The following is a 20,627-nucleotide window of genomic DNA, read 5'->3' on the forward strand; positions in this document are numbered from 1 at the left end:
TGGCGTTGCTGGAAGGCACAACAGCACCAGAGATGATGTTGTTGCCGTACATCAGGGAGCCGGCGACGGGCTCACGGATGCCGTCGATGTCGACGGGGGGAGCGGCGATGAACGCCACGATGAAGCAAATGGTGGCAGCCAGGAGGCAGGGGATCATCAGCACACCGAACCAGCCCACATACAGGCGGTTGTTGGTGGAGGTGACCCACTCGCAGAACTGGTTCCACGCAGAAGCGCCTTGGCGCTGCTGGATGGTGGTGGTCATGAGTACGGGATGGAGTAGGCCCGGCGGCTCGAAGGCGTGGGGCGGGTAATTAGGGCCGGATGACCGGCGCGACGTGAATGTAACGGATGTTTGCGGGCTGTGTAAACCCCTGTTGCGCGATTCCCATCCCAGCCGCAGCCCAGCATGAAAAAACCCCCGCCGCAGCGGGGGTTTGGCGAATCGGAGCCGGGGCCTCAGGCCCCGAACCCGGAGGGCTTCAGCCGATGGCCGGGGCCGTCAGGGCCACGGGGGTCATCGAGCTGGTGGCCAGATCGAGGGGGAAGTTGTGGGCGTTGCGCTCGTGCATCACTTCCATGCCCAGGTTGGCGCGGTTGAGCACGTCAGCCCAGGTGGGCAGCACCCGACCCTGGGCATCCAGGATCGACTGGTTGAAGTTGAAGCCGTTCAGGTTGAACGCCATGGTGCAGATGCCCATGGAGGTGAACCAGATGCCCACCACCGGCCAGGCACCCAGGAAAAAGTGCAGGCTGCGGCTGTTGTTGAACGAGGCGTACTGGAAGATCAGGCGACCGAAATAACCGTGGGCGGCCACGATGTTGTAGGTCTCCTCCTCCTGGCCGAACTTGTAGCCGTAGTTCTGGCTTTCGGTTTCGGTGGTTTCACGCACCAGCGAGCTGGTCACCAGCGAACCGTGCATGGCGGAGAACAGGCTGCCGCCGAACACACCGGCCACACCGAGCATGTGGAAGGGGTGCATCAGGATGTTGTGCTCGGCCTGGAACACCAACATGAAGTTGAAGGTGCCGCTGATGCCGAGGGGCATGCCATCGGAGAAGGAACCCTGACCGAAGGGATAGATCAGGAACACAGCAAAGGCCGCCGACAGCGGAGCGCTGTAGGCCACACAGATCCAGGGGCGCATGCCCAGGCGGTAGCTCAGTTCCCACTGGCGACCCATGTAGGCGGAGATGCCGATCAGGAAGTGGAAGACCACCAGCTGATAGGGGCCGCCGTTGTAGAGCCACTCATCGAGGCTGGCCGCTTCCCAGATGGGATAGAAGTGCAGACCGATGGCGTTGCTGCTGGGGATGAGCGCGCCGGAAATGATGTTGTTGCCGAGCAGCAGCGAACCGGCAACGGGCTCACGGATGCCGTCGATGTCGACGGGGGGCGCGGCGATGAACGCCACGATGAAGCAGATGGTGGCTGCCAGCAGGCAGGGAATCATCAGCACACCGAACCAACCCACATAAATGCGGTTGTCGGTGCTGGTGACCCATTCACAGAACTGTGACCAGGTGCTGGCACGGCCCCTGCGGAGAGCAGTGGTCATGGAAGAACTCGGTAGGGAACAGAGTTGAAATGGACTGGTTTCAAGCGAAACCAAAACAGTGCGGGCGCCACAACTGTGGCCAGCCCACGCTACGGAGGGCCCGGCTTCATTCCTGGAAGCGTTTCTTAAGTTCAGCCAACCACAATCTTCTTCATGAAGGGGTTCATGAAGCATTCATGAAGTTGCCTGAAGCGCTGGGCCGTTGGCGGCGCCCTGCTGCTGCAGCCACTGGCGCCCCTGCTGCAGAAATGCCCCCCAATTGAGCTTTTCCGCCTCGGCCGCCCGGGCCACCAGCAGGGGCGCCTGGCGCTGCAGCAGGGCCTGCAGTTCCGCCTCAGGAACCCCGGCCGCCAGGGCCATGTAATCGGCCATCGCCCGACCCACCACACGGGTGAGGTAAGCGGCGCTCAGGGCCTGCAGCGCACCACCCACCAGCCAGGTGGCGCCGTGCAGCTTCACCAGCGTCGCCAGGCTCTGGCTGCTCCACTCCACCACCCCCAGGGTGAGGGCGGCGGCGCGGCCGATCACCTGGAGCCCGAGCATCACCCTGGTGCCCACCCGGTTTTGCTTCAACACCTGCGGCTACTGCAGTTTTCGGCGCCCGCCCGACCCCGCAGGCCCCCTCGCTGATGCCCTCAGCGATTCCGCCGCCCAGGCCCTTCTGGAGGCCAGGCCCGAGGCGGCGGAGGTGTTGCTGCTCAGCGGCGAGGTGGCGCCCCAGTCCCCCCAGAGGCGTGCCTGGTTCCAGCGCCTGCTGGCCCTGTGCCGGTTGGCCTGGTCGCAGGGGAGATTGCCGCATACCAATGCTGGCCCTCTGTCGTTGGCGGAGATGGCGGCATTGGGTCGCCTCAACGCCTCCATGGGCTTGATGCTGGAGGGCCTCGGCCCCGCCTACGACGCCTTGCACCGGCACGCCCCCAGCAAGCGGCTGGCGGTGCGCCTCGGCCAGTTGGACCAGGCTGGCCGCCTGGGGATTCCCTTCACCACCGGGCTGCTGCTCGGGGTGGGCGAGAGCCACGCCGACCGCCGCGCGGCGCTGGAGCTGCTGGCCCAACTGCAGCGCCGCTGGGGACACCTGCAGGAGGTGATCCTGCAGCCCTTTCGGCCCGACGGGGCCGCCGCCGTGTTGCTGACCGCCGCTGAGCAGGCCGACCTGCTCGTCACCATTGCGGAGGCCCGTGCAATCCTGCCGCCGGAGGTGCATCTGCAACTGCCTCCCAACCTCTGGCCCCTAGAGGCTTTGCCCGATGCCCTGGCCGCCGGCATCGATGATCTCGGCGGGATCGACAGCAGCGATGTGATCAACCGCGCCTATCCCCAGCCCACCCCGGCACGGTTGGCGGCGGTGCTGGAGCGCGCCGGTTTCAGCCTGGTGCCGAGGTTGTGCGTGCACCCTGCCTGGCGCCACTGGCTGCCGCCGCCCATACAGCGCCAGGCCCACCGCGCCGAAGCACGCTTGTTAGCGTCCAGTTCTTCCGGACCCAGGAGTCCATGGCCGTGAGCGCCACGCGCGATCAGCGGGTGCTGCTGGTGCGCCTGCCCTGCAACCCCATCTTTCCGATCGGCCCGGTGTACCTGGCCGATCACATCCACAAGCAGTTTCCGGCGATTCCGCAGCGGATCCTCGATCTGGCCGCGGTGCCGCTGCTGGATGTGGAGCGGGTGCTGCTGGCCACGGTGGAGCAGTTCCGCCCCAGCCTGCTGGTGTTCTCCTGGCGCGACATCCAGATCTATGCGCCGGTGGACGGGCGCGGTGGCAACCCGCTGCAGAACTCCTTTGAGGTGTTCTATGCCGCCAATCCCTTCAAGCGCCTGCGCGGTGCCCTCGGCGGCTTGCGTTTGATGGGCTCCTTTTATGGCGAGCTGTGGCGCAACCTGCGCCTGGTGCGCCGTGGCCTGAAGCGGGCCCGGCGCTACCAGCCCCAGGCCACGGCTGTGCTGGGCGGCGGCGCCGTGAGTGTGTTTTATGAGCAGTTGGGTCGCCGGTTGCCGAAGGGCACGGTGGTGTCGGTGGGGGAAGGGGAGCCGCTGCTGGAGAAGCTGATCCGCGGCGACTCGCTGGCGGGGGAGCGCTGTTTTGTGGTGGGTGAAGAGCCCCGGGCGGGGCTGATCCACGAGCAACCGGCGGGCATGGAGAAAACTGCCTGCAACTACGCCTACATCGCCGAGATCTGGCCCCAGCTGGATTGGTATCTCGACGGTGGCGATTTCTACGTGGGCGTGCAGACCAAGCGCGGCTGCCCCCACAACTGTTGCTACTGCGTCTACACGGTGGTGGAAGGCAAGGCGGTGCGGGTGAACCCGGTGGAGGAGGTGATCGCCGAGATGGCCCAGCTCTACGCCAAAGGTGTGCGGGGCTTCTGGTTCACCGATGCCCAGTTCATCCCGGCGCGGCGTTACATCGAGGATGCCAAGCAGCTGCTGCGCGCGATTCAGGCTCAGGGCTGGGATGACATCCGCTGGGCTGCCTACATCCGCGCCGACAACCTCGATGCCGAGCTGGCCGAGCTGATGGTGGCCACGGGCATGGAGTATTTCGAGATCGGCATCACCTCGGGATCCCAGGAGCTCGTGCGCAAGATGCGCATGGGGTACAACCTGCGCACCGTGCTCGAAAGCTGTCGGATGCTGGCGCGGGCGGGCTTTCGTGAGCACGTGTCGGTGAACTATTCGTTCAACGTGATCGACGAGCGGCCCGAAACGATCCGCCAGACCGTGGCTTATCACCGCGAGCTCGAGCGCATCTTCGGGGCCGACAAGGTGGAGCCGGCGATCTTCTTCATCGGCCTGCAGCCCCACACGCATTTGGAGCAATACGGCTTCGATCAGGGCCTGATCCAGCCGGGCTACAACCCGATGAGCATGCTGCCCTGGACGGCCCGCAAGATGCTCTGGAATCCCGAGCCCATGGGCAGCACCTTCGGGCGAATCTGCCTGGAGGCTTTTGATCGCAATCCCGGCGATTTCGGCCGCACGGTGATGGCGCTGCTGGAGCGGGACTACGGGCTGGCCCCCCTGGAGGAGGCGCTGCATGCGACGGTGGAGGGGCGGCGGGCGCTGGCTAAGGCGGTCCGCTGATTAGCGATGAGTGGACCAGGTGCAGGCGGTGGCGCATGACATCGACCGGATGGTCGGCTGGGTCGGCATCAGCCTGGCGGAGACAGGATAAAGCGACTTAAACCAGGGGCTAACGTATAGCTGCTTTGGTGCTTCTAGGAGTTGCCAAATTGCTTCGCTAGATCAGTAAGCTGATAAATTCAGGGCTGCACCATCTTGACGAGCTTCTCTGCTCAATAGCTTAGTCTCATAAGTTAAATTATAATTAAAGACAAGTTCTAGTGATCATCAGATTTAAGTTTCTTGTAAACTTTAAGACGGGAGGAAGTTCCGGAGGTAGCGCTCTCCATGAAGGTGGAATGGGCTATTGGCAAGTAAAATAAATGTAATTCGCGCCAAATACTTTTTTTAAGAGCATGCAACCATTGGTTCCATGCTCCGGGAGTTTGACTTATTAAGTACTGGGGTCACAATAAGATTCTTAATCATTGCGCTAGCTACAAGAATAGAGAATAGTTCTTTAGGGATTACTTCGAGGTCAAGTCCAAGATTTAATAGTATTAATACCATTAATCCTGGGGTATTGATTAAGGCTCCAAAGGCCAAAGCCTCACCTTGCTTAAACCCTTTGAAACGTGCGAAGGCCCAAGCCACGCCACCTGAGCTCAAGGAGCTAGTCACTGTGACAAGAATTAAAGCTATCCAGCCGTTGCCAGTCATCGAGGACAAATCGCAGCGGAGCCCCGTATATGTAAAAAAGATTGGAAGGAAAAGGTGGATTGTAAGGTCGTGGAATCGATCAGATATCGCTTCAGAAAGTTTTCGATCGCTTGAAACAGTTACGCCTGCTAAAAAAGCTCCAAAGATGGCAAAAATTCCAATCCATGCCGTTATTGCTGACATTAACATTAAGCCAATAAGCAGAAAACCAATCATCGCGCCACTCGGCAAACCTTTCTCAGTCCAGCCCCAACGTCTCTGAAATTCAGCAATTAATCTTCTGCCAAAAGTCAATGATAATGCAGCTAAAATGACTGTAAAGACCACCATGTTGATTATTTTCAAAGGATCGATTGGTGGTCGGGCTACGCCGATGACGATTACCAAGAGAATCCATGTAACAAGGTCTTTAAACGCACCTGTGGTGATGGATAAAACACCAACACGTGTTTTTGTCAGATCCATTTCCATCAGGATGCGCCCCATGATGGGGATCGCAGTGATGGCCATTGTGATGCCAAGGAATAAATAGTAAGCAACTTTCGATCCATCTCCTGGTGCAATAGACCAGAGCCATGGACCAATTGTGAATGCCAAAAGCAATGGGGCAATTAGTGTGGCAATTGAAACACCAACGACCTTTCCAATATCTGGAATAACGGTACGGAAATCAAATTCCATCCCGATAATGAAGAGCGCAAGCACTAAACCAATGTGGCTGAACCACGGGAGTATTGCTGGCCCAGTTGGCTTAAAAATGGTGGAGAAAGCCGCTGGCGCAAGCAGCCCAAATAGGCTTGGACCCAGTAAAACGCCTGAAATAATCTCTCCTACACTACGAGATTGACCAAAGCGATTGAACAAAGAACCCACGAGCTTCGAAGCCCCTAAAATAACGGCTATTTGCGCAAAAAGGTTAACTAATGCATGCTCGGTCGAAGCGCTGAAAGCGGTTTCCATTTTTAGCGAGGATTTGTTTAACTAGTGTCTCGAAGTTAATTAAACGCGAGTACTTTACTGGGCTTTAGGTGGGTTGACAAAAACTCAGTAAGGGGCTTGATGTGAAGATTCTGATCGCTCCATTCAATATCAATATTTTCCAAAAGATGCAAATTGTCTTCGGCACCATTATCCCCAATTGCCTTGAAATGCGGATGAATAAATACGCTGAGTTCAGGTGTCGCTGGCGTGGCAACTGGTATGTAACTAAATGCGTCCTGGTCGGTTGTTCTTGAGGCTATGGAGAAAGTTAAGCAGATGATGCTGGCGCCCCTGAAATAATTGCGAGCAAATGTGATCGGGAGATCGTAATAATAAGTAAACGTCTTGAATTCTCTGTCTGGTACAACTACGTCGCAGAGTTCGCCGTACATTTGGTAAAGGGAAGAGGATGTATTAACCCTTCGTAGAAGCTCAGCCCTAACTTCGTCAACGTTTTGAAGGGCTGAAGACCTTAGAGTATGGCCGTAATCCCTATGAAAAATCAGATCTATGAGTGTTTTAACGGAATACCTAAAACCATGAATGAAGCCTCCGGCATTTTTCTTAAAGTTTACAGTTTGCATGATTGCCCCTATGGCGTACATGTTTGGCACATGTGCATACTGCCACTCGGTTGTGATCAATGGAAACTTGCCTTTCAAGATCGGCCGCGGATCAGCTTCTAGCTGAATCGAGTTTGTATCGAACATATTTTCATTCAAATAGCTAAAGCCAGTGCACGCAATGACTGCGTCGTAAGCCATTGTATTGTTTGGATCTTCTGGAGTTAGCGTAAACTCAAAGTCGACAACAAATTTTTTCTCTGCTTGTTCGGAATAACTGATATTTTTGATGGTGGCATTCAGGATTGCGAACTGAGACTTGAGTTGGTAGAGGTCGAGGGTATTGTTCCTGATCGCCCTGAGATCGCCGACGTAGCGTGTATTCCATGCAAAACTAATCTGTCTTGGGCTTACCAGGTGAATAACAGCTGCGGCGTCGGAAAGATATTCGGCGCATTCGAATGCGGAATTGCCTTTCCCTAATATGAGAATCTTTTTTTGTTCGAATTCTTCTTTATTAAGAGATACGCGCTCGTAGGTGTCAACTTTGGGGTGGTGAATTCCATTGATTTCTGGATACCAAGGCTTGCCTCCGGTCGCAATCAATAGGTGCTTGCACGTATAGGTGTCCGATTCAGTAGTCACCTTGAAAGTGCCATCTTCTAGCTTTGAAATATTATGTACGCACTGATTTGTCTTGATTCGCAGCCCATGGCTTTTGACTACGTCGTCAAGATATTGGCAAAGAGAATCGGCGCTCGGGTAAAGGTCCGTGGAATAGGCAGTGAAGAGAGGCTGTTGAGGATTTGTGGTAAGTAAGGAATTCCAGTCGTGTCTGAGATTGAAGTCTGGATTTTCGCTGCCTGTAAACCTCTTGTTGATAGATATGAGCTGTCGATGCCTAGGGTAATTCCTGAAATGGTTGTTGATTTTGCTGCTGCGTTCAAGGACAAGATAGTTTGCGTTTTTCTCCTCAAGGCATATTGCGGCTTGAATGCCGGCTGGCCCGGCGCCAACCACTAAGAAGTCGTAATTCATTGAAGACTCAGTTACCCAACGGAATTATAGTCTGTCGCTTCCCTTCTCTGCCCAGTTCGCGTGTGAATATTGCGTGGCCCTCACAATTGCTCCAGGCGCAATGAGGGGGGTGAGGCTTTCAGCGCTTGCTTGAGCCTCATCAAGGATAGGGCCGCCTAAAAATTTGTCTCAGCAACTCTAATTGGGACTGTCAGCATTGTGTTCGATCGGCGGGTTTCATCGCCCAAAGCCTGAATCCCTTTTCTGCTGCACTCGATCAGGCTGCACCGGATGACCCGATGAGCTTCCTCAAGGCCATCTCGGATGGGCATTGCCGCTGCGGGGGCCTCTATCCGCAATGGTTCCTGCTGCACGTGGCGGCCCTCGGTGTCCTGAGCGGTTGCCGCAGTTCCCGTGATCTGGATGCTTTTGCCAGGCGGCAACGAGAGGCAATGAAGCAATTGCTGGGCCTGGATTAAAACGCTGGCCTTCGGATGCCACCTTTCTCGACCTGTTCAACAAGGCGCACCTCAAGGAGTTTTGGGAGGTGGTAAAGGCCAGGATGATCAGCCATGTCTCTCGCGGGGCGGAGCGTTTTGACCAGCTGGTGTGTGGCGGCAAAACCCTGCGGGAGGCAGCGATCAACACATTACAGCAACCACCGCTTTGTAGCCCAGGCTACGGTAATTGACTGAGCTCTTGGCGCGGCCCAGGACCAGAAGGCCTATGACATCCACGAATCCAGTGAGCGGGCCGCTCTTAAGGAGCTCCTGAGCTGCCTGGATCTGCAAGGTGTGCTGATCCAGGCAGATGCGCTTCATACGACGCAGGCGTTTTTCACTGGTGCCTGGAGAAGGGGGCCGACGTGCTCCTGACCGTCAAGTCCAACCAGAAGACCTTCTGCCGCCAGATCTGCTCCCAGTTACAAGGCATGCGTTACATCCCTTTTGCTGCAATGGATCACGAGGTCAGCCACGGCCGGGACATCGCCTGGACGCTGCGTGCGAAAAAAGCGCTGGAGCATATCCGTGAGGCCTTGATCTGCACCAGCTGGATCGTGGAGCTCAAAGCCGATGGTATCCGTGATGACAAGCCATTTCGGGCGAATCTCCTGTTCCTCACCAGCCTGTGCTTTATGCCAGAAGCCCTGCTGCGACTCCTGCGCGAGCACTGGGGTATTGCAGGCTGGCACTAGATCCGTGACACCCAACTCCATGAGGATGGCCACAGTTGCGGAGGCAATGGCGCTGGAGCGATGACCACACTGCGCACGACAGCGATGAACCTGTTTCGGCTGGCCGGATTTCAGTCAATCTGGGCCGGCATGCAGGCAGTGATGCACGACACACGCGGCTGCTGGTGATGGTGTAGCGACAGGCACAGCCGAACCCTTGAGGGAACTTTGAATCAGCTCTGTGCCCAGATCTGAGCTTCGAGCAGGTGGTGGCTGCCTATGATCTGACTCTGGCCGATGAGTTCATCCGCGAGTTGCTCGATGGCTACTAAATGGTGCTGGGCGAATTCGGCGCCAACCCCTCCGGCGGCCAGCGTCAATGGCTGGCGATTGCCCACGCCCTGGTGGCCAATCCGCCGGTGTTGATCCTGGATGAATCCACCGCTGCCCTCGATCGGATGCTGGCGCGGGCGGGCTTTCGTGAGCACGTGTCGGTCAATTATTCGTTCAACGTGATCGATGAGCGGCCCGAAACGATCCGCCAGACCGTGGCTTATCACCGCGAGCTCGAGCGCATCTTCGGGGCCGACAAGGTGGAGCCGGCGATCTTCTTCATCGGCCTGCAGCCCCACACGCATTTGGAGCAATACGGCTTCGATCAGGGCCTGATCCAGCCGGGCTACAACCCGATGAGCATGCTGCCCTGGACGGCCCGCAAGATGCTCTGGAATCCCGAGCCGATGGGCAGCACCTTCGGGCGAATCTGCCTGGAGGCTTTTGATCGCAATCCCGGCGATTTCGGCCGCACGGTGATGGCGCTGCTGGAGCGCGACTATGGGCTGGCCCCCCTGGAGGAAGCGCTGCATGCGCCGGTAGAGGGGCGCAAAGCCCTGGCTACGGCGACCCGTTAGCGCTGTTCCACCAGCGCCGCCGCACCCAGAGCAGGGCCGTCAGGCTGATCCAGCCGATCAAGCCTCCGATCGGGTTGATGTCGGCGCCGCCGGGCCCCACCCACCAGGCCGGTGCGGCCGGGGAGATCTGCAGCAGTCCCTTCTGCACCAGAAACCAACCCCCCACCAGGCCGCCATGCAGCCCGATGGCGCCCCAGAGGGAGCCGCCATCGGCGCGGCGCTGCAGGGCCAGTACCAACCCCAGCAGAATCAGGCCCCCAAGCAGACCAATCGCCTCCAGGCCCGGAGCCCGGTACCAGGGGTGCAGCAGGGCAAAGATCAGCGCCTGCAGCCCCAGCGCCCGGCGGGCCCCCACCTGCAGGTCCAGCTCACCCCAGAGCCAGCCGCGAAATAGCAGCTCCTCTGCGAAGCCAACCCCCGCCAGCAACAAAAGCCCGTTGAGCAGCAGGGCGCCGTTGAGCTCCCCCAGCCAGCGGGCCTGGCCGCCGAGCAGCAGGGCCACCGCCACCAGTAGCAACAGCACCAGCGCCTTGAGCAGGCCGCGCAGGCCACTGCGCAGGGCCGCGCTGAGGGGCACGGCGAGCCCCAGGCGCTGCCAGGGGTGGGGCTCCTGCCAGACCCGCCGCAATCGCAAGGGCAAGGAAACCAGCAGCAACACCAGCGCTATCGCCAGCCCGGCGAGGTCCACCTGGTCGGACCGCCAGCCTGGAGCCACCAAGGCCAGGGGCCGCGATAGCAGCCAGCCGGCGCCGTAGAGCAGGGGCACATAGAGCAGGGTGCCCCAGCCGTTGGGCCGCGCCGACCCAGGGGCCGCTGCCGCGGGGGATTCCATCAGGTTTCCGGCTCGAGGCTGCTGCTGAGGCCCTTGGCCTTGAGGGTTTCGCAGTAAAACTCCGCTGGTTCCAGATCGCAGACGATCACCAGGCCCACGCCGGTGTTGTGGGCCTCCAGCATCACCGCGATCGCGTCCTGCTCGCTGAGGCTCGGCACCACCTGGCGCAGGGTCGTCACCACGTACTCCATGGTGTTGACCGGATCGTTGTGCAGCAGCACCTTGTAGCGGGGCGACGGCTTGCGCACCCGTTCCGGAGCCTTCTCCATCACGGCGGCACCGCCGCTTTCGCGGCTGGGGGTCTGGGTGGCGATGGGTTGGGCGATGGCTGTGGAGGTCATGGCCGCTGGTGTCATGACAACCGCTCCATTAAAGGGCCCGGATGCGCCGCATGGCATCTTCCACATTGGTGCGGCTGTTGAAGGCCGAGAGGCGGAAGTAGCCCTCGCCGGCGGCGCCGAAGCCGCTGCCGGGGGTGCCCACCACGTTGGCTTTGTTGAGCAGCAGATCGAAGAAGCCCCAGGAGTCGACGCCATCCGGTGTCTTCAGCCACACGTAGGGGGCCTGCTCGCCGCCATACACCGCCAATCCTGCGGCGCTCAGTTCGCGGCGAATGATCGCGGCGTTCTCCATGTAGAAGGCGATCAGGGCCTTCACCTGGGCTTGGCCCTCAGTCGAATACACGGCTTCGGCACCGCGCTGCACGATGTAGCTGACGCCGTTGAACTTGGTGCACTGGCGTCGGTTCCACAGGCCCCACAGCTCCACGCGCTCGCCATTGGCGGCGGTGCCCATCAGGCCGCGGGGCACCACGGTGAGGGCGCAGCGGGTGCCGGTGAAGCCGGCGTTTTTGGAGAAGGAGCGGAATTCGATGGCGCACTCGCGGGCGCCCTCGATCTCGTAGATCGAGTGGGGCAGGGAGGGGTCCTGAATGAAGGCCTCGTAGGCCGCGTCAAACAGGATCAGGGCGTCGTTGGCGCGGGCGTAATCCACCCAGGCCTTCAGCTGCTCTTTGGTGGCCACCGCACCGGTGGGGTTGTTGGGGAAGCAGAGGTAGATCAGATCCACCTTCTCCGTCGGGACCTGGGCGGTGAAGCCGTTCTCGGCATTGATCGGCAGGTAGGTGAGGCCGCCGTATTGGCCAGCGTCATCGGCGTCGCCGGTGCGGCCCGCCATCACGTTGCTGTCCACATACACCGGATACACCGGGTCGGTCACGGCGATGTGGTTGTCCGGGCCGAGGATGTCGAGGACGTTGGCGCTGTCGCACTTGGAGCCATCCGACACGAAGATCTCCTCGGCGCTGATCTGGCAGCCGCGGGCCTGAAAATCGTTGGTGGCGATCGCTTCACGCAGCCACAGGTAGCCCTGCTCGGGGCCGTAGCCGTGGAAGCCCTCGCGGGTGCCCATCTCATCGATGGCGGCCTTCATGGCGGTGCGGCAGGCCTCGGGCAGGGGCTCGGTGACATCGCCGATGCCCAGGCGGATGATCGGCGCGCTGGGGTTGGCCTCGCTGAAGGCCTTCACCCGTCGGGCGATCTCGGGAAACAGGTAGCCCGCCTTGAGCTTGAGGTAGTTGCCGTTGACCTGGGCCATTGCTGCGGTGTGGGCCGCCGCCGGGCCCGTTGAACGTTGGGGCGATTGTCCTATGCGGCGGTGGCCTCCATACGATCAAGGCTGCACCCCAGCCGCCAGCGCCCGTGACCGTCGCCGTTCCCGTCGACGCACCTATCGATTTCGCCGCCCTGGTCGACCTGGGCATCAGCAAGCCCGCTCGCTACCTCGGCAATGAGCTGGGCGTCCGCGAGCGGGATTGGGACGCCGACTGGCCCTCAGCCGGGGTGCGCTGGGCGCTCACCTACCCCGAGGTCTACGAGGTGGGGGCCAGCAACAGCGGCCACATCATTCTCTATTCGATCCTCAACAGCGTTCCCGGCCAGCTGTGCGATCGCAGCTATCTGCCTGCGCCCGATCTCGCCGCCCGCCTGCGGGAGCGCGGCGCGCCCCTGTTTGCAGTGGAGAGCCGCCGGCCTTTGGCGGCCTTCGACATCCTCGGCTTCTCGCTCAGCTACGAGCTGGGCGGCACCAACATCCTGGAGATGCTGGAGCTCGCCGGCATCCCGATCCATGCCGCCCACCGGGGCGATCTGCCCCTGAGCCACCCGGCGGCGCCACCGCTGATCTTTGCCGGCGGGCCCACCGCCACCAGCAACCCCGAGCCCTTCGCCGCCTTCTTCGACTTTGTGGCTCTTGGCGACGGCGAGGAGCTGCTGCCGGAGATCGGCCTGGTGGTGGCTGAAGCCCGGGCAGCCGGTCTGGGCCGCCGAGCGCTGCTGCGGGATCTCGCCCAGGTGCCGGGGGTCTACGTGCCCAGCCTCTACGGCCCCGGGCCCGATGGGGTGAGCCTCGAGCTGCTCGAACCAGGCGCCCCGGCTCGGGTGCAGCGGCGCACCGCCACGCCCATGCCCCACTACGCCATGGGCCTGGTGCCCCACATCGAAACGGTGCACGACCGGCTCACGGTGGAGATCCGCCGCGGTTGCACCCGCGGTTGCCGCTTCTGCCAGCCCGGCATGCTCACCCGCCCCGCCCGCGACGTGGAGCCCGAGGCGGTGGTGGAAGCGGTGGACGAGGGCATGCGCCGCACCGGCTACAGCGACTTCTCGCTGCTGTCGCTGAGCTGCTCCGACTACCTGGCCCTGCCGGCGGTGGGCGTCGAGCTGCGCAACCGGCTAGCCGACAAGAACGTGAGCCTCACTCTGCCGAGCCAGCGGGTGGATCGCTTTGACGCCAACATCGCCCACATCATTGGCGGGGCGCGCAAGGGCGGGCTCACGTTTGCGCCGGAGGCCGGCAGCCAGCGCTTGCGCGACATCGTCAACAAGGGACTCACCGATGCCGAGCTGCTGGCCGGCATCCGCACGGCCATGGAGAACGGCTACCGCAAGGTCAAGCTCTATTTCATGATCGGCCTGCCGGGGGAAACCGACGCCGACGTGCTCGGCATCGCCGACACCTGTCAGGCCCTGCAGCGGCAATGCGCGGATCTGGGCAGGCTGGAGCTCAATCTGACGATCAGCAATTTCACGCCCAAGCCCCACACGCCGTTCCAGTGGCACAGCGTCAGCACCGAGGAGTTTCGGCGCCGTCAGGAGTTGTTGCGCCGGGCCTTGCGTCAGCTGCGCGGCCTCAAAACCAACTTCACCGATGTGCGCCTCTCGGCGGTTGAAGATTTTGTGGGCCGCGGCGACCGGCGCCTCGCTGCGGTGATTGAGGCAGCCTGGCGGGCTGGGGCGGGGCTGGATGCCTGGTTTGAGTCGGCCGAGCGCAGCTACGCCGCCTGGACCGGCGCGATCGAGGCTGCCGGCCTGGGTGGCCGCTACCGCCAGCTGGAGCTCGGCGCCTGGAGTGCGGCTGAGGCGATGGAGACGGCGGATCTGGAGGCCTTCTGCCGCCAGAGCCTGCCGTGGGACCACATCGATTCCGGACTCGACAAGCGCTGGCTGGCCGAAGATCTGCAGCGGGCCCTGGCCGCGGCGGTGGTGCCCGACTGTTCTTTCGAGGGATGCAGCAGTTGCGGCGTGTGTGGTCCGGAGCTTGGCCACAACGTGGTGATTCCGCCGCCGGCGATTCCGGCCGCGTTGCCCCAGCGCGCCCCGGCCAGCGAGCGGGTGGACCGGCTGCGGATCGGTTTCACCAAAACCGGCTCCCTAGCCCTGATCAGCCACCTCGACACCCTGCGGATGCTGGAGCGGGCCCTGCGCCGTTCGGGGTTGCCAGTGAGCTTCACCGGTGGCTTCCATCCCCTGCCGCGCCTGCAGTTGGCCCTGCCGTTGCCCCTGGGGGTGGAGGGGGATGGGGAGTGGCTCGACCTGGAGTTCACGCAAGCGGTGGATCCGGCGGCGGTGCGGGAGCAGCTGCAACCGCAGCTTCCCTCCGAATTCCAGCTGCTCTCGGCGGCCCGGGTCCCCGTGTTTGGGGTGAGCTTGTCCCAGGAGCTGGAGGCCGCCCAGTGGAGCTTCGTGCTTCAGCCCGAAGCGGGAGAGCACGTAACGCCGGAGCAGTGGCAGCAGGCGCGCGCCTCGCTGCTGGCTGCCGAGAGCTTGATCTGGCAGGACACGGATAAAAAAGGCCGCCCCCGCAGCCGGGACTGCCGCCCCTTTCTGTTGGAGCTGCAAATGACGTCAGGAACAGACGGCGTTCAACGGTGCAGCTTGCGGGCGGCGATCGATGCCTCGGGCCGCAGTTTGCGGCCCGAGCAGGTGCAGCACTGGATCGCTGAGTGCCTGGGCCAATCCCTGACCCTGACAGCCCTGCGCCGCCAGGCCTTGCTCCTGAAGCCCGTGCTAATTTCGTCTTAAGGCGAATAGCTCGTTGAATCCGACGCTTCTCGGATGCCAACTGCTGCCGGTAGCCAGGTTCGCTGGTTTCACCGCCCCCGGGCAACCCTGCCCCAGTCTTCGCCCCACCGCTTTCAAGAAGTTCCATTCCTGAAAGTTGTTCCGCGGCAGTTGATGCGCGGCTGATTCAGAACAGCATTTTCGCAGCAACGCCCCCGGGCTGTCCGGTTTCTCCGACATCTCGGTTGCTTCAGGCCATTTCAGTTCAGGCCGCTTGATTTGAAGGGCTGATCACAGCCCTACTGCATTTTTTATCCGCATTGCTTCATCCGGGATCGGCTGAGCCCTATCCGGTTCCGCCTCGTCCAGCCTCAGATCTGCTTCAGCCAGATCCTTTCACTGCTTTCACCCCTGGTCGGGCCCATCGGGCCCTTTCCCTTTCCCCATGCCCCAGCAGATCGTCATTGCCGAGCAACTGCGGATCGCCGCGGTTCTCAACGACGAACGTGTTGATGAACTGGTGGTGGCCCAGGGCCGCTATCAGATCGGAGATGTGTACCTCGGCACCGTTGAAAACGTGTTGCCGGGTATCGATGCTGCCTTCGTCAACATCGGCGAAAGCGAGAAAAATGGTTTTATTCATGTCACCGATTTAGGCCCCTTGCGGCTGCGCAAGGGTGCCGCTGGCATCACCGAGCTGCTGGAGCCCCGCCAGAAGGTGCTGGTGCAGGTGATGAAGGAGCCCACGGGTACCAAGGGCCCCCGGCTCACCGGCAACCTCGCCCTGCCCGGGCGTTTTCTGGTGCTGCAGCCCCAGGGCCAGGGCGTCAACATCTCCCGCCGGATCAACGGCGAAAACGAACGCAACCGTCTGCGGGCCCTCGGGGTGCTGATCAAGCCGCCCGGGGCGGGTCTGTTGATCCGCACCGAAGCCGAGGGGGTCAGTGAAGAGCTGCTGATCGACGACCTCGAAACCCTGCTGCGCCAGTGGGAGGGCATCCAGACCGCTGCCGAGAGTGCCAACCCACCAGTGCTGCTCAACCGCGACGAAGACTTCGTGCATCGCGTGCTGCGCGATCTCTACAGCCCGGAGTTGGTGCGGGTCGTGGTCGATACCCCCGAGGCGGTTGCCCGGGCCAATGCCTTCCTGGGCTCCGACCACACCAACGTGCTGGTGGAGGCCCACACCGAGTCGTCGGAGATCCTCGAGCACTTCAAGGTCAACGCCGCCATTCGCGATGCCCTCAAGCCGCGGGTGGATCTGCCGTCTGGCGGCTACGTGATCATCGAGCCCACCGAGGCGCTCACCGTCATCGACGTCAACTCTGGCTCGTTCACCCGCTCCGCCAATTCCCGCGAGACGGTGCTCTGGACCAACTGTGAGGCGGCCGTGGAGATCGCCCGCCAGCTCAAGCTCCGCAACATCGGCGGCGTGGTGATCATCGACTTCATCGACATGGAGTCGCGCCGCGATCAGCTGCAGCTGCTGGAGCACTTCACCCAGGCCGTGCGCGACGACGCCGCCCGGCCGCAGATCGCCCAGCTCACCGAGCTCGGTTTGGTGGAGCTCACCCGCAAGCGCCAGGGCCAGAACATCTACGAGCTGTTCGGGCGTGCTTGCCCCAGCTGCGGTGGCTTGGGCCATGTGGCCGTGTTGCCCGGCAAGGACACCCTCCAGCCCCTGGCGACCCTCACCGGCCTTGTGCGCTCAGCGGCATCGGCCCGGGCTGAGGTGCTCAGTCCTGGCACCCCCGAGGCCGGATCTGGCCGTCGCCGCCGCGGTGGTCGCGGCGGCCGTGGTGGCGGCGAATTGCCCGAAACCACCAGTGCGCTGGATGGCTTTGAGACCCCCGTCTCCGTTGAGGCCCCGCGGGCCAGTGCCGCTGCCAGCACGGAGCCGGCACCGCGCCGCTTCGACCACGAGCTGGTGGCCGTGCCGATGGATGCCGACCAGGAGTTGGTGTTTGGCTGGATGGGCCTCAACCCCGCCCTGCTGCTGGAGCAACTCCCCAGCGGCGACAACGTTGTGGTGCGGGTGGTGCGTCCCGGCGTCGATGCGGATGAGGTGCTCGAGGAAGCCCGTCAGCAGCTGGTGGCGAGTGGTTCCCGTCGCCGGCGCGGGCGGGGTGGTCGGGGCGGTGGCTCCGCGACGTCCGACTCCCAGGCAGGTGAAGCCACATCCAACGGCACTGGCCAGCTGCTGAGCAGCTCGGCAGCGGCTGCTCCAGCTCCGGTCGAGATCACGCCGCTGCCTGAACTCAGCGAACCGGAAACGGTGGTAACGGTGTCGGTGCCCACCACCACCAGCATTGCCCCTCCGGAGGTGGAGGTGCCGGCCCGCCGCGGACGCACCCGCAGTTCGGTGGCAGCCTCAGCTGCCAAGACGATCGCCAAGACCGGGGCCACCTCCACTGCCGTTGCGGTTGTGGAGCCCGAGCTGGATGACTCCGGGGAACCCCGCCGCCGCCGCCGCCGCTCCTCCGCCTCCAGCTGAGTTGGCCTTGCCGGATCCCTGGCAAGGCCGGGATCCGGCCCAGTGCGCTGGAGTGGATGAGGTGGGGCGCGGTTGCCTGTTTGGCCCGGTCTTCGCCGCTGCCGTGGTGCTGCCCGCCGCCGCCCTGGCCCCCTTGGGCGATCTGGGGCTCACCGACAGCAAGAAGCTCACCGCCCGTCGTCGTGCGGCGCTGGTGCCGGCCATCGAGCAGTGGGCGACGGCTTGGGCCCTTGGCCAGGCGTCGGCGGCGGAGATCGATCGCCATGGCATCCGGCTGTCGACCGAGCGGGCCATGCACCGTGCCCTGCAGAAGCTGCCCCGCTCACCCGCATTGGTGATCGTCGATGGGGTGTTGCCCCTGCGGGGCTGGAGCGGCGAGCAAACCACCCTGGTGCGCGGCGACAGCCACTGCTTGGCGATTGCGGCCGCCAGCGTGCTGGCCAAGCAGGCTCGCGACGCCCTGATCACCGCCCTGGCTCAGCGCTACCCCGGCTACGGCCTGGAGCGCCATTCCGGCTATGGCACGGCCCAGCACCGTGCGGCGCTGGCGCAATGGGGACCCACCCCCCTGCACCGCCTCAGCTTTCTGGGTCGGCTGACCCTCAGTGCTCCTGGCACCAGTCCTGAAAGTCGCTGAGCAGCTGCTGGCCCACCCGGCCCTTGATGCCCAGCAGGATGCCCGCCAGCAGCGAACGGCCCGTGGCCTCCAGCACCTTGGCTGGAATCAGTTTCAACAGGGGCGGTTGGCTGACCGCCACCGCGAGCGTGGCTTCGCCTTCCAGTCCACGGGCTCCCGCCGCCAGCCAGGAGCCCAGGGTGAGCTGGAAATCGTCCACCAGCCCCAGCCCCTCCAGTTCGCAATCGGTGGCCTCCAGCACGATCCGCCCTGGCTCCAGGCTGGTGCGCAGGTCCACCAGCGGCTGGATCTGCAGTTGGAACACCTGCAGCTGGGTGACCGTATAGCGGTAGCGTCCGAGCCCGATGGGCTCGAGCTGGCTCGGGTCGAGTAGGGCCTTCACGACGCGGTCCTGATCCTGCAGGTAGGAGGCCAGCCGTTCGGGCTGGACGCTCACGTCAAGTTGCAGTTGCTGACTGGCGCTGAAGGCCAGGGGCATGGCCTGCGGGCCGGCGCGTCATGATCCTATCGGCTCTCCGTCGGGGGCTTTCCTCGGTTTCTGGAAACGATGCGTTTTGCCTTCCTCGGCCCGGCCGGCACCTACGGCGAGCAGGCAACCCGGCAATTGGCGGAGCTCGAGGGCATCGCCAACCCCGAGCTGGTGCCCCAACTCGGGATTCGGGCCGTGGTGCAGGCCCTGGCCCAGGGCAGTTGTGATGCCGCCGTGGTGCCGGTGGAAAACTCGGTGGAGGGAGGCGTAACGGCCTGTCTGGATGCGCTCTGGGAGCATCCGGATCTCACGGTGGCTCGTGCCCTTGTGCTGCCGATCCGCCACGCCCTGCTGGGCAGTGGTCCGATTGAGGGGGTCAGTGAGGTGCTCTCCCACCCCCAGGCCCTTGCCCAGTGCAGCCAGTGGCTGTCTGAACACCTGCCCCAGGCCCTGCAGCTGCCCACCAGTTCCACCGCCGAAGCCGCCCGCATGGTGGCCGGCAGCCGCTTCCGGGCGGCGGTGGCCTCAAGGCAGGCCGCTGCGGAGCACGGCCTGCAGGAGCTGGCCTACCCGATCAATGATGTAGCCGGCAATTGCACCCGTTTCCTGCTGCTGCGCCGCGGGGAGCGCGCTGCCGAGGGGCCTATGGCCAGCCTCGCCTTCTCGCTCCACTCCAACCAGCCCGGGGCCCTGCTCGAGGCACTGGGCTGTTTTGCCCAGCGCGGGCTGAATATGAGCCGCATCGAATCGCGGCCGTCGAAACGGGAGATGGGTGAATACATCTTTTTCGTCGACCTGGAACTGTCCGAGGGCCCCACGCCCCTTGAGGCGGCCCTCGCCGAGTTGGGCCCCCTCTGTGAGCACCTGGCCCTGTTCGGTGCCTACCCGATCACCAACCTGGCTTGACTCCGCGGAACACGCCGAACTGCATCAGCCCGGTGGCAAAGGCCCAGTGCATCAGCAGGATCGTGGGGGTTTCCCGCAGGCCCTGCACCACAGCACCAGGCCCCAACCCGAGGATGGCCCCAGGCCGGCGCACCCCTTCGGCGATCGAGTCGATCCAGGAGGGCAGGGTGGCCCGGGTCCAGTCATCGGTGTCCACAGCCATCCCGCCGGCGTAGCGACTCTTTTCAAGGTGCTGGCGGAGGCCGCGGATGCTGGCGAATTCGGGATGGGCCCACTGCTCCAGCAACTGGCGCATCACCCAGCGCTCCCGGCGGGTCATGGCGCCATCGGCGGGGTCGCGCCGGTTCCAGTCGGCCACGGCCAGGAGGCCGCCGGGTCGGACCACCCGCAGCAGCTCATCGGCGTAGCGCTGCTTGTCGGGCATGTGGGGGCAGGCCTCCACGCTCCACACTGCGTCGATGCTGGCGTCGGCCATCTCCAGGGCCAGGGCATCCATCACCGCGAAGCGGCAGCTGAGGCCGTCTGGCGTGAGCGCTGTGGCCCGGGCGATCTGGGCTGGGCTGATGCTGATGCCCAACACGTTGAAACCGTAATCGCGGGCCAGGATGCGGGCGCTGCCGCCGATGCCACAGCCCACATCGAGCACCGTCGACCCGGCGGGCAGCCGGTCCAGGCCGCTCCAGCGCACCAATTCATGCACGAAGGTCTCCTTCGCGGCGCGGAAGTCCTGGTGCCCATTTCGGGCGCGCCCGGAATTGCGGTAGTAGCCCAGGTGGATGTGGTCACCCCAGAGGCGTTCCAGCAGCTGGTCATTGGTCCAGCGGTCGTAGGCGTCGGCCACGCTGGCGCTGGATTCGTAGCGGCGCCTGCGCTGCAGCCAGACGCGGATGGCCACGGCGATGGCCGCGGCAAGGAGGGCTCCAGCCCCGATGGTGGCGGCCAGGGGCCAGCTGAAGAGGGTCATGAA

The 20,627-nt window shown here is 63.0% G+C and carries 18 protein-coding genes and 1 pseudogene; 9 read left to right on the forward strand and 10 right to left on the reverse strand.

What is annotated here, in order from left to right:
* From KBY57_RS08325 to KBY57_RS08335, 3 genes and pseudogenes are all read right to left on the reverse strand, one after another.
* Positions 1–265, reverse strand: a pseudogene (locus KBY57_RS08325) (photosystem II q(b) protein); the annotation flags it as partial.
* A 217-nt stretch (positions 266–482) separates the two neighbouring features.
* On the reverse strand, positions 483–1,559 hold the full coding sequence (gene psbA, locus KBY57_RS08330; protein WP_254995407.1) for a photosystem II q(b) protein: 1,077 nt from the start codon (positions 1,557–1,559) through the stop codon (positions 483–485).
* 174 nt (positions 1,560–1,733) lie between these two features.
* The gene (locus KBY57_RS08335; RefSeq protein WP_409996429.1) at positions 1,734–2,117 is read right to left on the reverse strand and encodes a DUF697 domain-containing protein; all 384 of its coding nucleotides are present in this window, start codon (positions 2,115–2,117) and stop codon (positions 1,734–1,736) included.
* Between KBY57_RS08335 and cofG the strand changes: the two genes are divergently transcribed.
* Positions 2,038–3,060 carry a 7,8-didemethyl-8-hydroxy-5-deazariboflavin synthase subunit CofG gene (gene cofG / locus KBY57_RS08340; RefSeq protein ID WP_409996432.1) on the forward strand — a complete coding sequence of 341 codons (1,023 nt, stop codon included), beginning with the start codon at positions 2,038–2,040 and terminating at the stop codon, positions 3,058–3,060. The genes KBY57_RS08335 and cofG overlap by 80 nt on opposite strands.
* Complete coding sequence (locus tag KBY57_RS08345) at positions 3,051–4,637, forward strand: photosystem II high light acclimation radical SAM protein (protein ID WP_254995409.1); 1,587 nt, start codon at positions 3,051–3,053, stop codon at positions 4,635–4,637. The genes cofG and KBY57_RS08345 overlap by 10 nt, the downstream gene beginning before the upstream one ends.
* Before the next feature lie 387 nt (positions 4,638–5,024).
* Here the strand turns inward: KBY57_RS08345 and KBY57_RS08350 are convergent, their stop codons facing one another.
* Positions 5,025–6,296: a cation:proton antiporter gene (locus KBY57_RS08350; protein WP_254995410.1), complete on the reverse strand. Its 1,272-nt coding sequence runs from the start codon at positions 6,294–6,296 to the stop codon at positions 5,025–5,027.
* A gap of 35 nt (positions 6,297–6,331) precedes the next feature.
* Positions 6,332–7,918, reverse strand: a complete 1,587-nt coding sequence (locus KBY57_RS08355) for an NAD(P)-binding domain-containing protein (RefSeq protein WP_254995411.1) — start codon at positions 7,916–7,918, stop codon at positions 6,332–6,334.
* Positions 7,919–8,196: 278 nt separating this feature from the next.
* Between KBY57_RS08355 and KBY57_RS08360 the strand changes: the two genes are divergently transcribed.
* The 3 genes from KBY57_RS08360 to KBY57_RS08370 all read left to right on the forward strand — a co-directional run bounded on the left by KBY57_RS08360 (position 8,197) and on the right by KBY57_RS08370 (position 9,982).
* Positions 8,197–8,376: a hypothetical protein gene (locus tag KBY57_RS08360; protein ID WP_254995412.1), complete on the forward strand. Its 180-nt coding sequence runs from the start codon at positions 8,197–8,199 to the stop codon at positions 8,374–8,376.
* Positions 8,377–8,762: 386 nt separating this feature from the next.
* Positions 8,763–9,092, forward strand: coding sequence for a hypothetical protein (locus KBY57_RS08365; protein WP_254995413.1), 330 nt, complete (start codon positions 8,763–8,765; stop codon positions 9,090–9,092).
* A 311-nt stretch (positions 9,093–9,403) separates the two neighbouring features.
* Positions 9,404–9,982 (forward strand): ATP-binding cassette domain-containing protein, encoded by a 579-nt coding sequence (locus KBY57_RS08370; RefSeq protein WP_254995414.1) that lies wholly within the window; start codon positions 9,404–9,406, stop codon positions 9,980–9,982.
* Here the strand turns inward: KBY57_RS08370 and KBY57_RS08375 are convergent.
* From KBY57_RS08375 to KBY57_RS08385, 3 genes are read right to left on the reverse strand one after another with little or no spacing between them, the layout of a single operon-like run.
* A complete protein-coding gene (locus tag KBY57_RS08375; RefSeq protein WP_254995415.1) occupies positions 9,966–10,814 on the reverse strand; it encodes a CPBP family intramembrane glutamic endopeptidase in 849 nt (282 codons plus the stop codon). The two genes, KBY57_RS08370 and KBY57_RS08375, sit on opposite strands and share 17 nt — an antisense overlap.
* Positions 10,814–11,155: an ATP-dependent Clp protease adapter ClpS gene (gene clpS / locus KBY57_RS08380; protein ID WP_254995416.1), complete on the reverse strand. Its 342-nt coding sequence runs from the start codon at positions 11,153–11,155 to the stop codon at positions 10,814–10,816. The genes KBY57_RS08375 and clpS overlap by 1 nt, the downstream gene beginning before the upstream one ends.
* A 28-nt stretch (positions 11,156–11,183) precedes the next feature.
* Positions 11,184–12,410, reverse strand: coding sequence for an LL-diaminopimelate aminotransferase (locus KBY57_RS08385; RefSeq protein WP_254995417.1), 1,227 nt, complete (start codon positions 12,408–12,410; stop codon positions 11,184–11,186).
* A gap of 104 nt (positions 12,411–12,514) precedes the next feature.
* Between KBY57_RS08385 and KBY57_RS08390 the strand changes: the two genes are divergently transcribed.
* The 3 genes from KBY57_RS08390 (at position 12,515) to KBY57_RS08400 (ending at position 18,285) form a co-directional block, all read left to right on the forward strand.
* Complete coding sequence (locus tag KBY57_RS08390; RefSeq protein WP_254995418.1) at positions 12,515–15,175, forward strand: TIGR03960 family B12-binding radical SAM protein; 2,661 nt, start codon at positions 12,515–12,517, stop codon at positions 15,173–15,175.
* A 424-nt stretch (positions 15,176–15,599) separates the two neighbouring features.
* A complete protein-coding gene (locus KBY57_RS08395; protein ID WP_254995419.1) occupies positions 15,600–17,648 on the forward strand; it encodes an Rne/Rng family ribonuclease in 2,049 nt (682 codons plus the stop codon).
* Positions 17,596–18,285 carry a ribonuclease HII gene (locus KBY57_RS08400; RefSeq protein WP_254995420.1) on the forward strand — a complete coding sequence of 230 codons (690 nt, stop codon included), beginning with the start codon at positions 17,596–17,598 and terminating at the stop codon, positions 18,283–18,285. Before KBY57_RS08395 ends, KBY57_RS08400 begins: the two co-directional genes overlap by 53 nt.
* Here KBY57_RS08400 and KBY57_RS08405 read toward each other — a convergent pair.
* Positions 18,251–18,763 (reverse strand): DUF1997 domain-containing protein, encoded by a 513-nt coding sequence (locus tag KBY57_RS08405; RefSeq protein ID WP_254995421.1) that lies wholly within the window; start codon positions 18,761–18,763, stop codon positions 18,251–18,253. The genes KBY57_RS08400 and KBY57_RS08405 overlap by 35 nt on opposite strands.
* A 69-nt stretch (positions 18,764–18,832) precedes the next feature.
* On the opposite strand from KBY57_RS08405, the gene pheA reads away from it, so the two are divergent.
* Complete coding sequence (gene pheA, locus KBY57_RS08410) at positions 18,833–19,660, forward strand: prephenate dehydratase (protein ID WP_254995422.1); 828 nt, start codon at positions 18,833–18,835, stop codon at positions 19,658–19,660.
* On the opposite strand, the gene KBY57_RS08415 is transcribed toward pheA, so the two are convergent.
* A complete protein-coding gene (locus KBY57_RS08415; protein WP_254995423.1) occupies positions 19,644–20,624 on the reverse strand; it encodes a methyltransferase domain-containing protein in 981 nt (326 codons plus the stop codon). The genes pheA and KBY57_RS08415 overlap by 17 nt on opposite strands.
* Positions 20,625–20,627 lie beyond the last annotated feature (3 nt).

This window comes from Cyanobium sp. Aljojuca 7D2 (assembly GCF_024346415.1).
GTDB lineage: Bacteria > Cyanobacteriota > Cyanobacteriia > PCC-6307 > Cyanobiaceae > Cyanobium_A.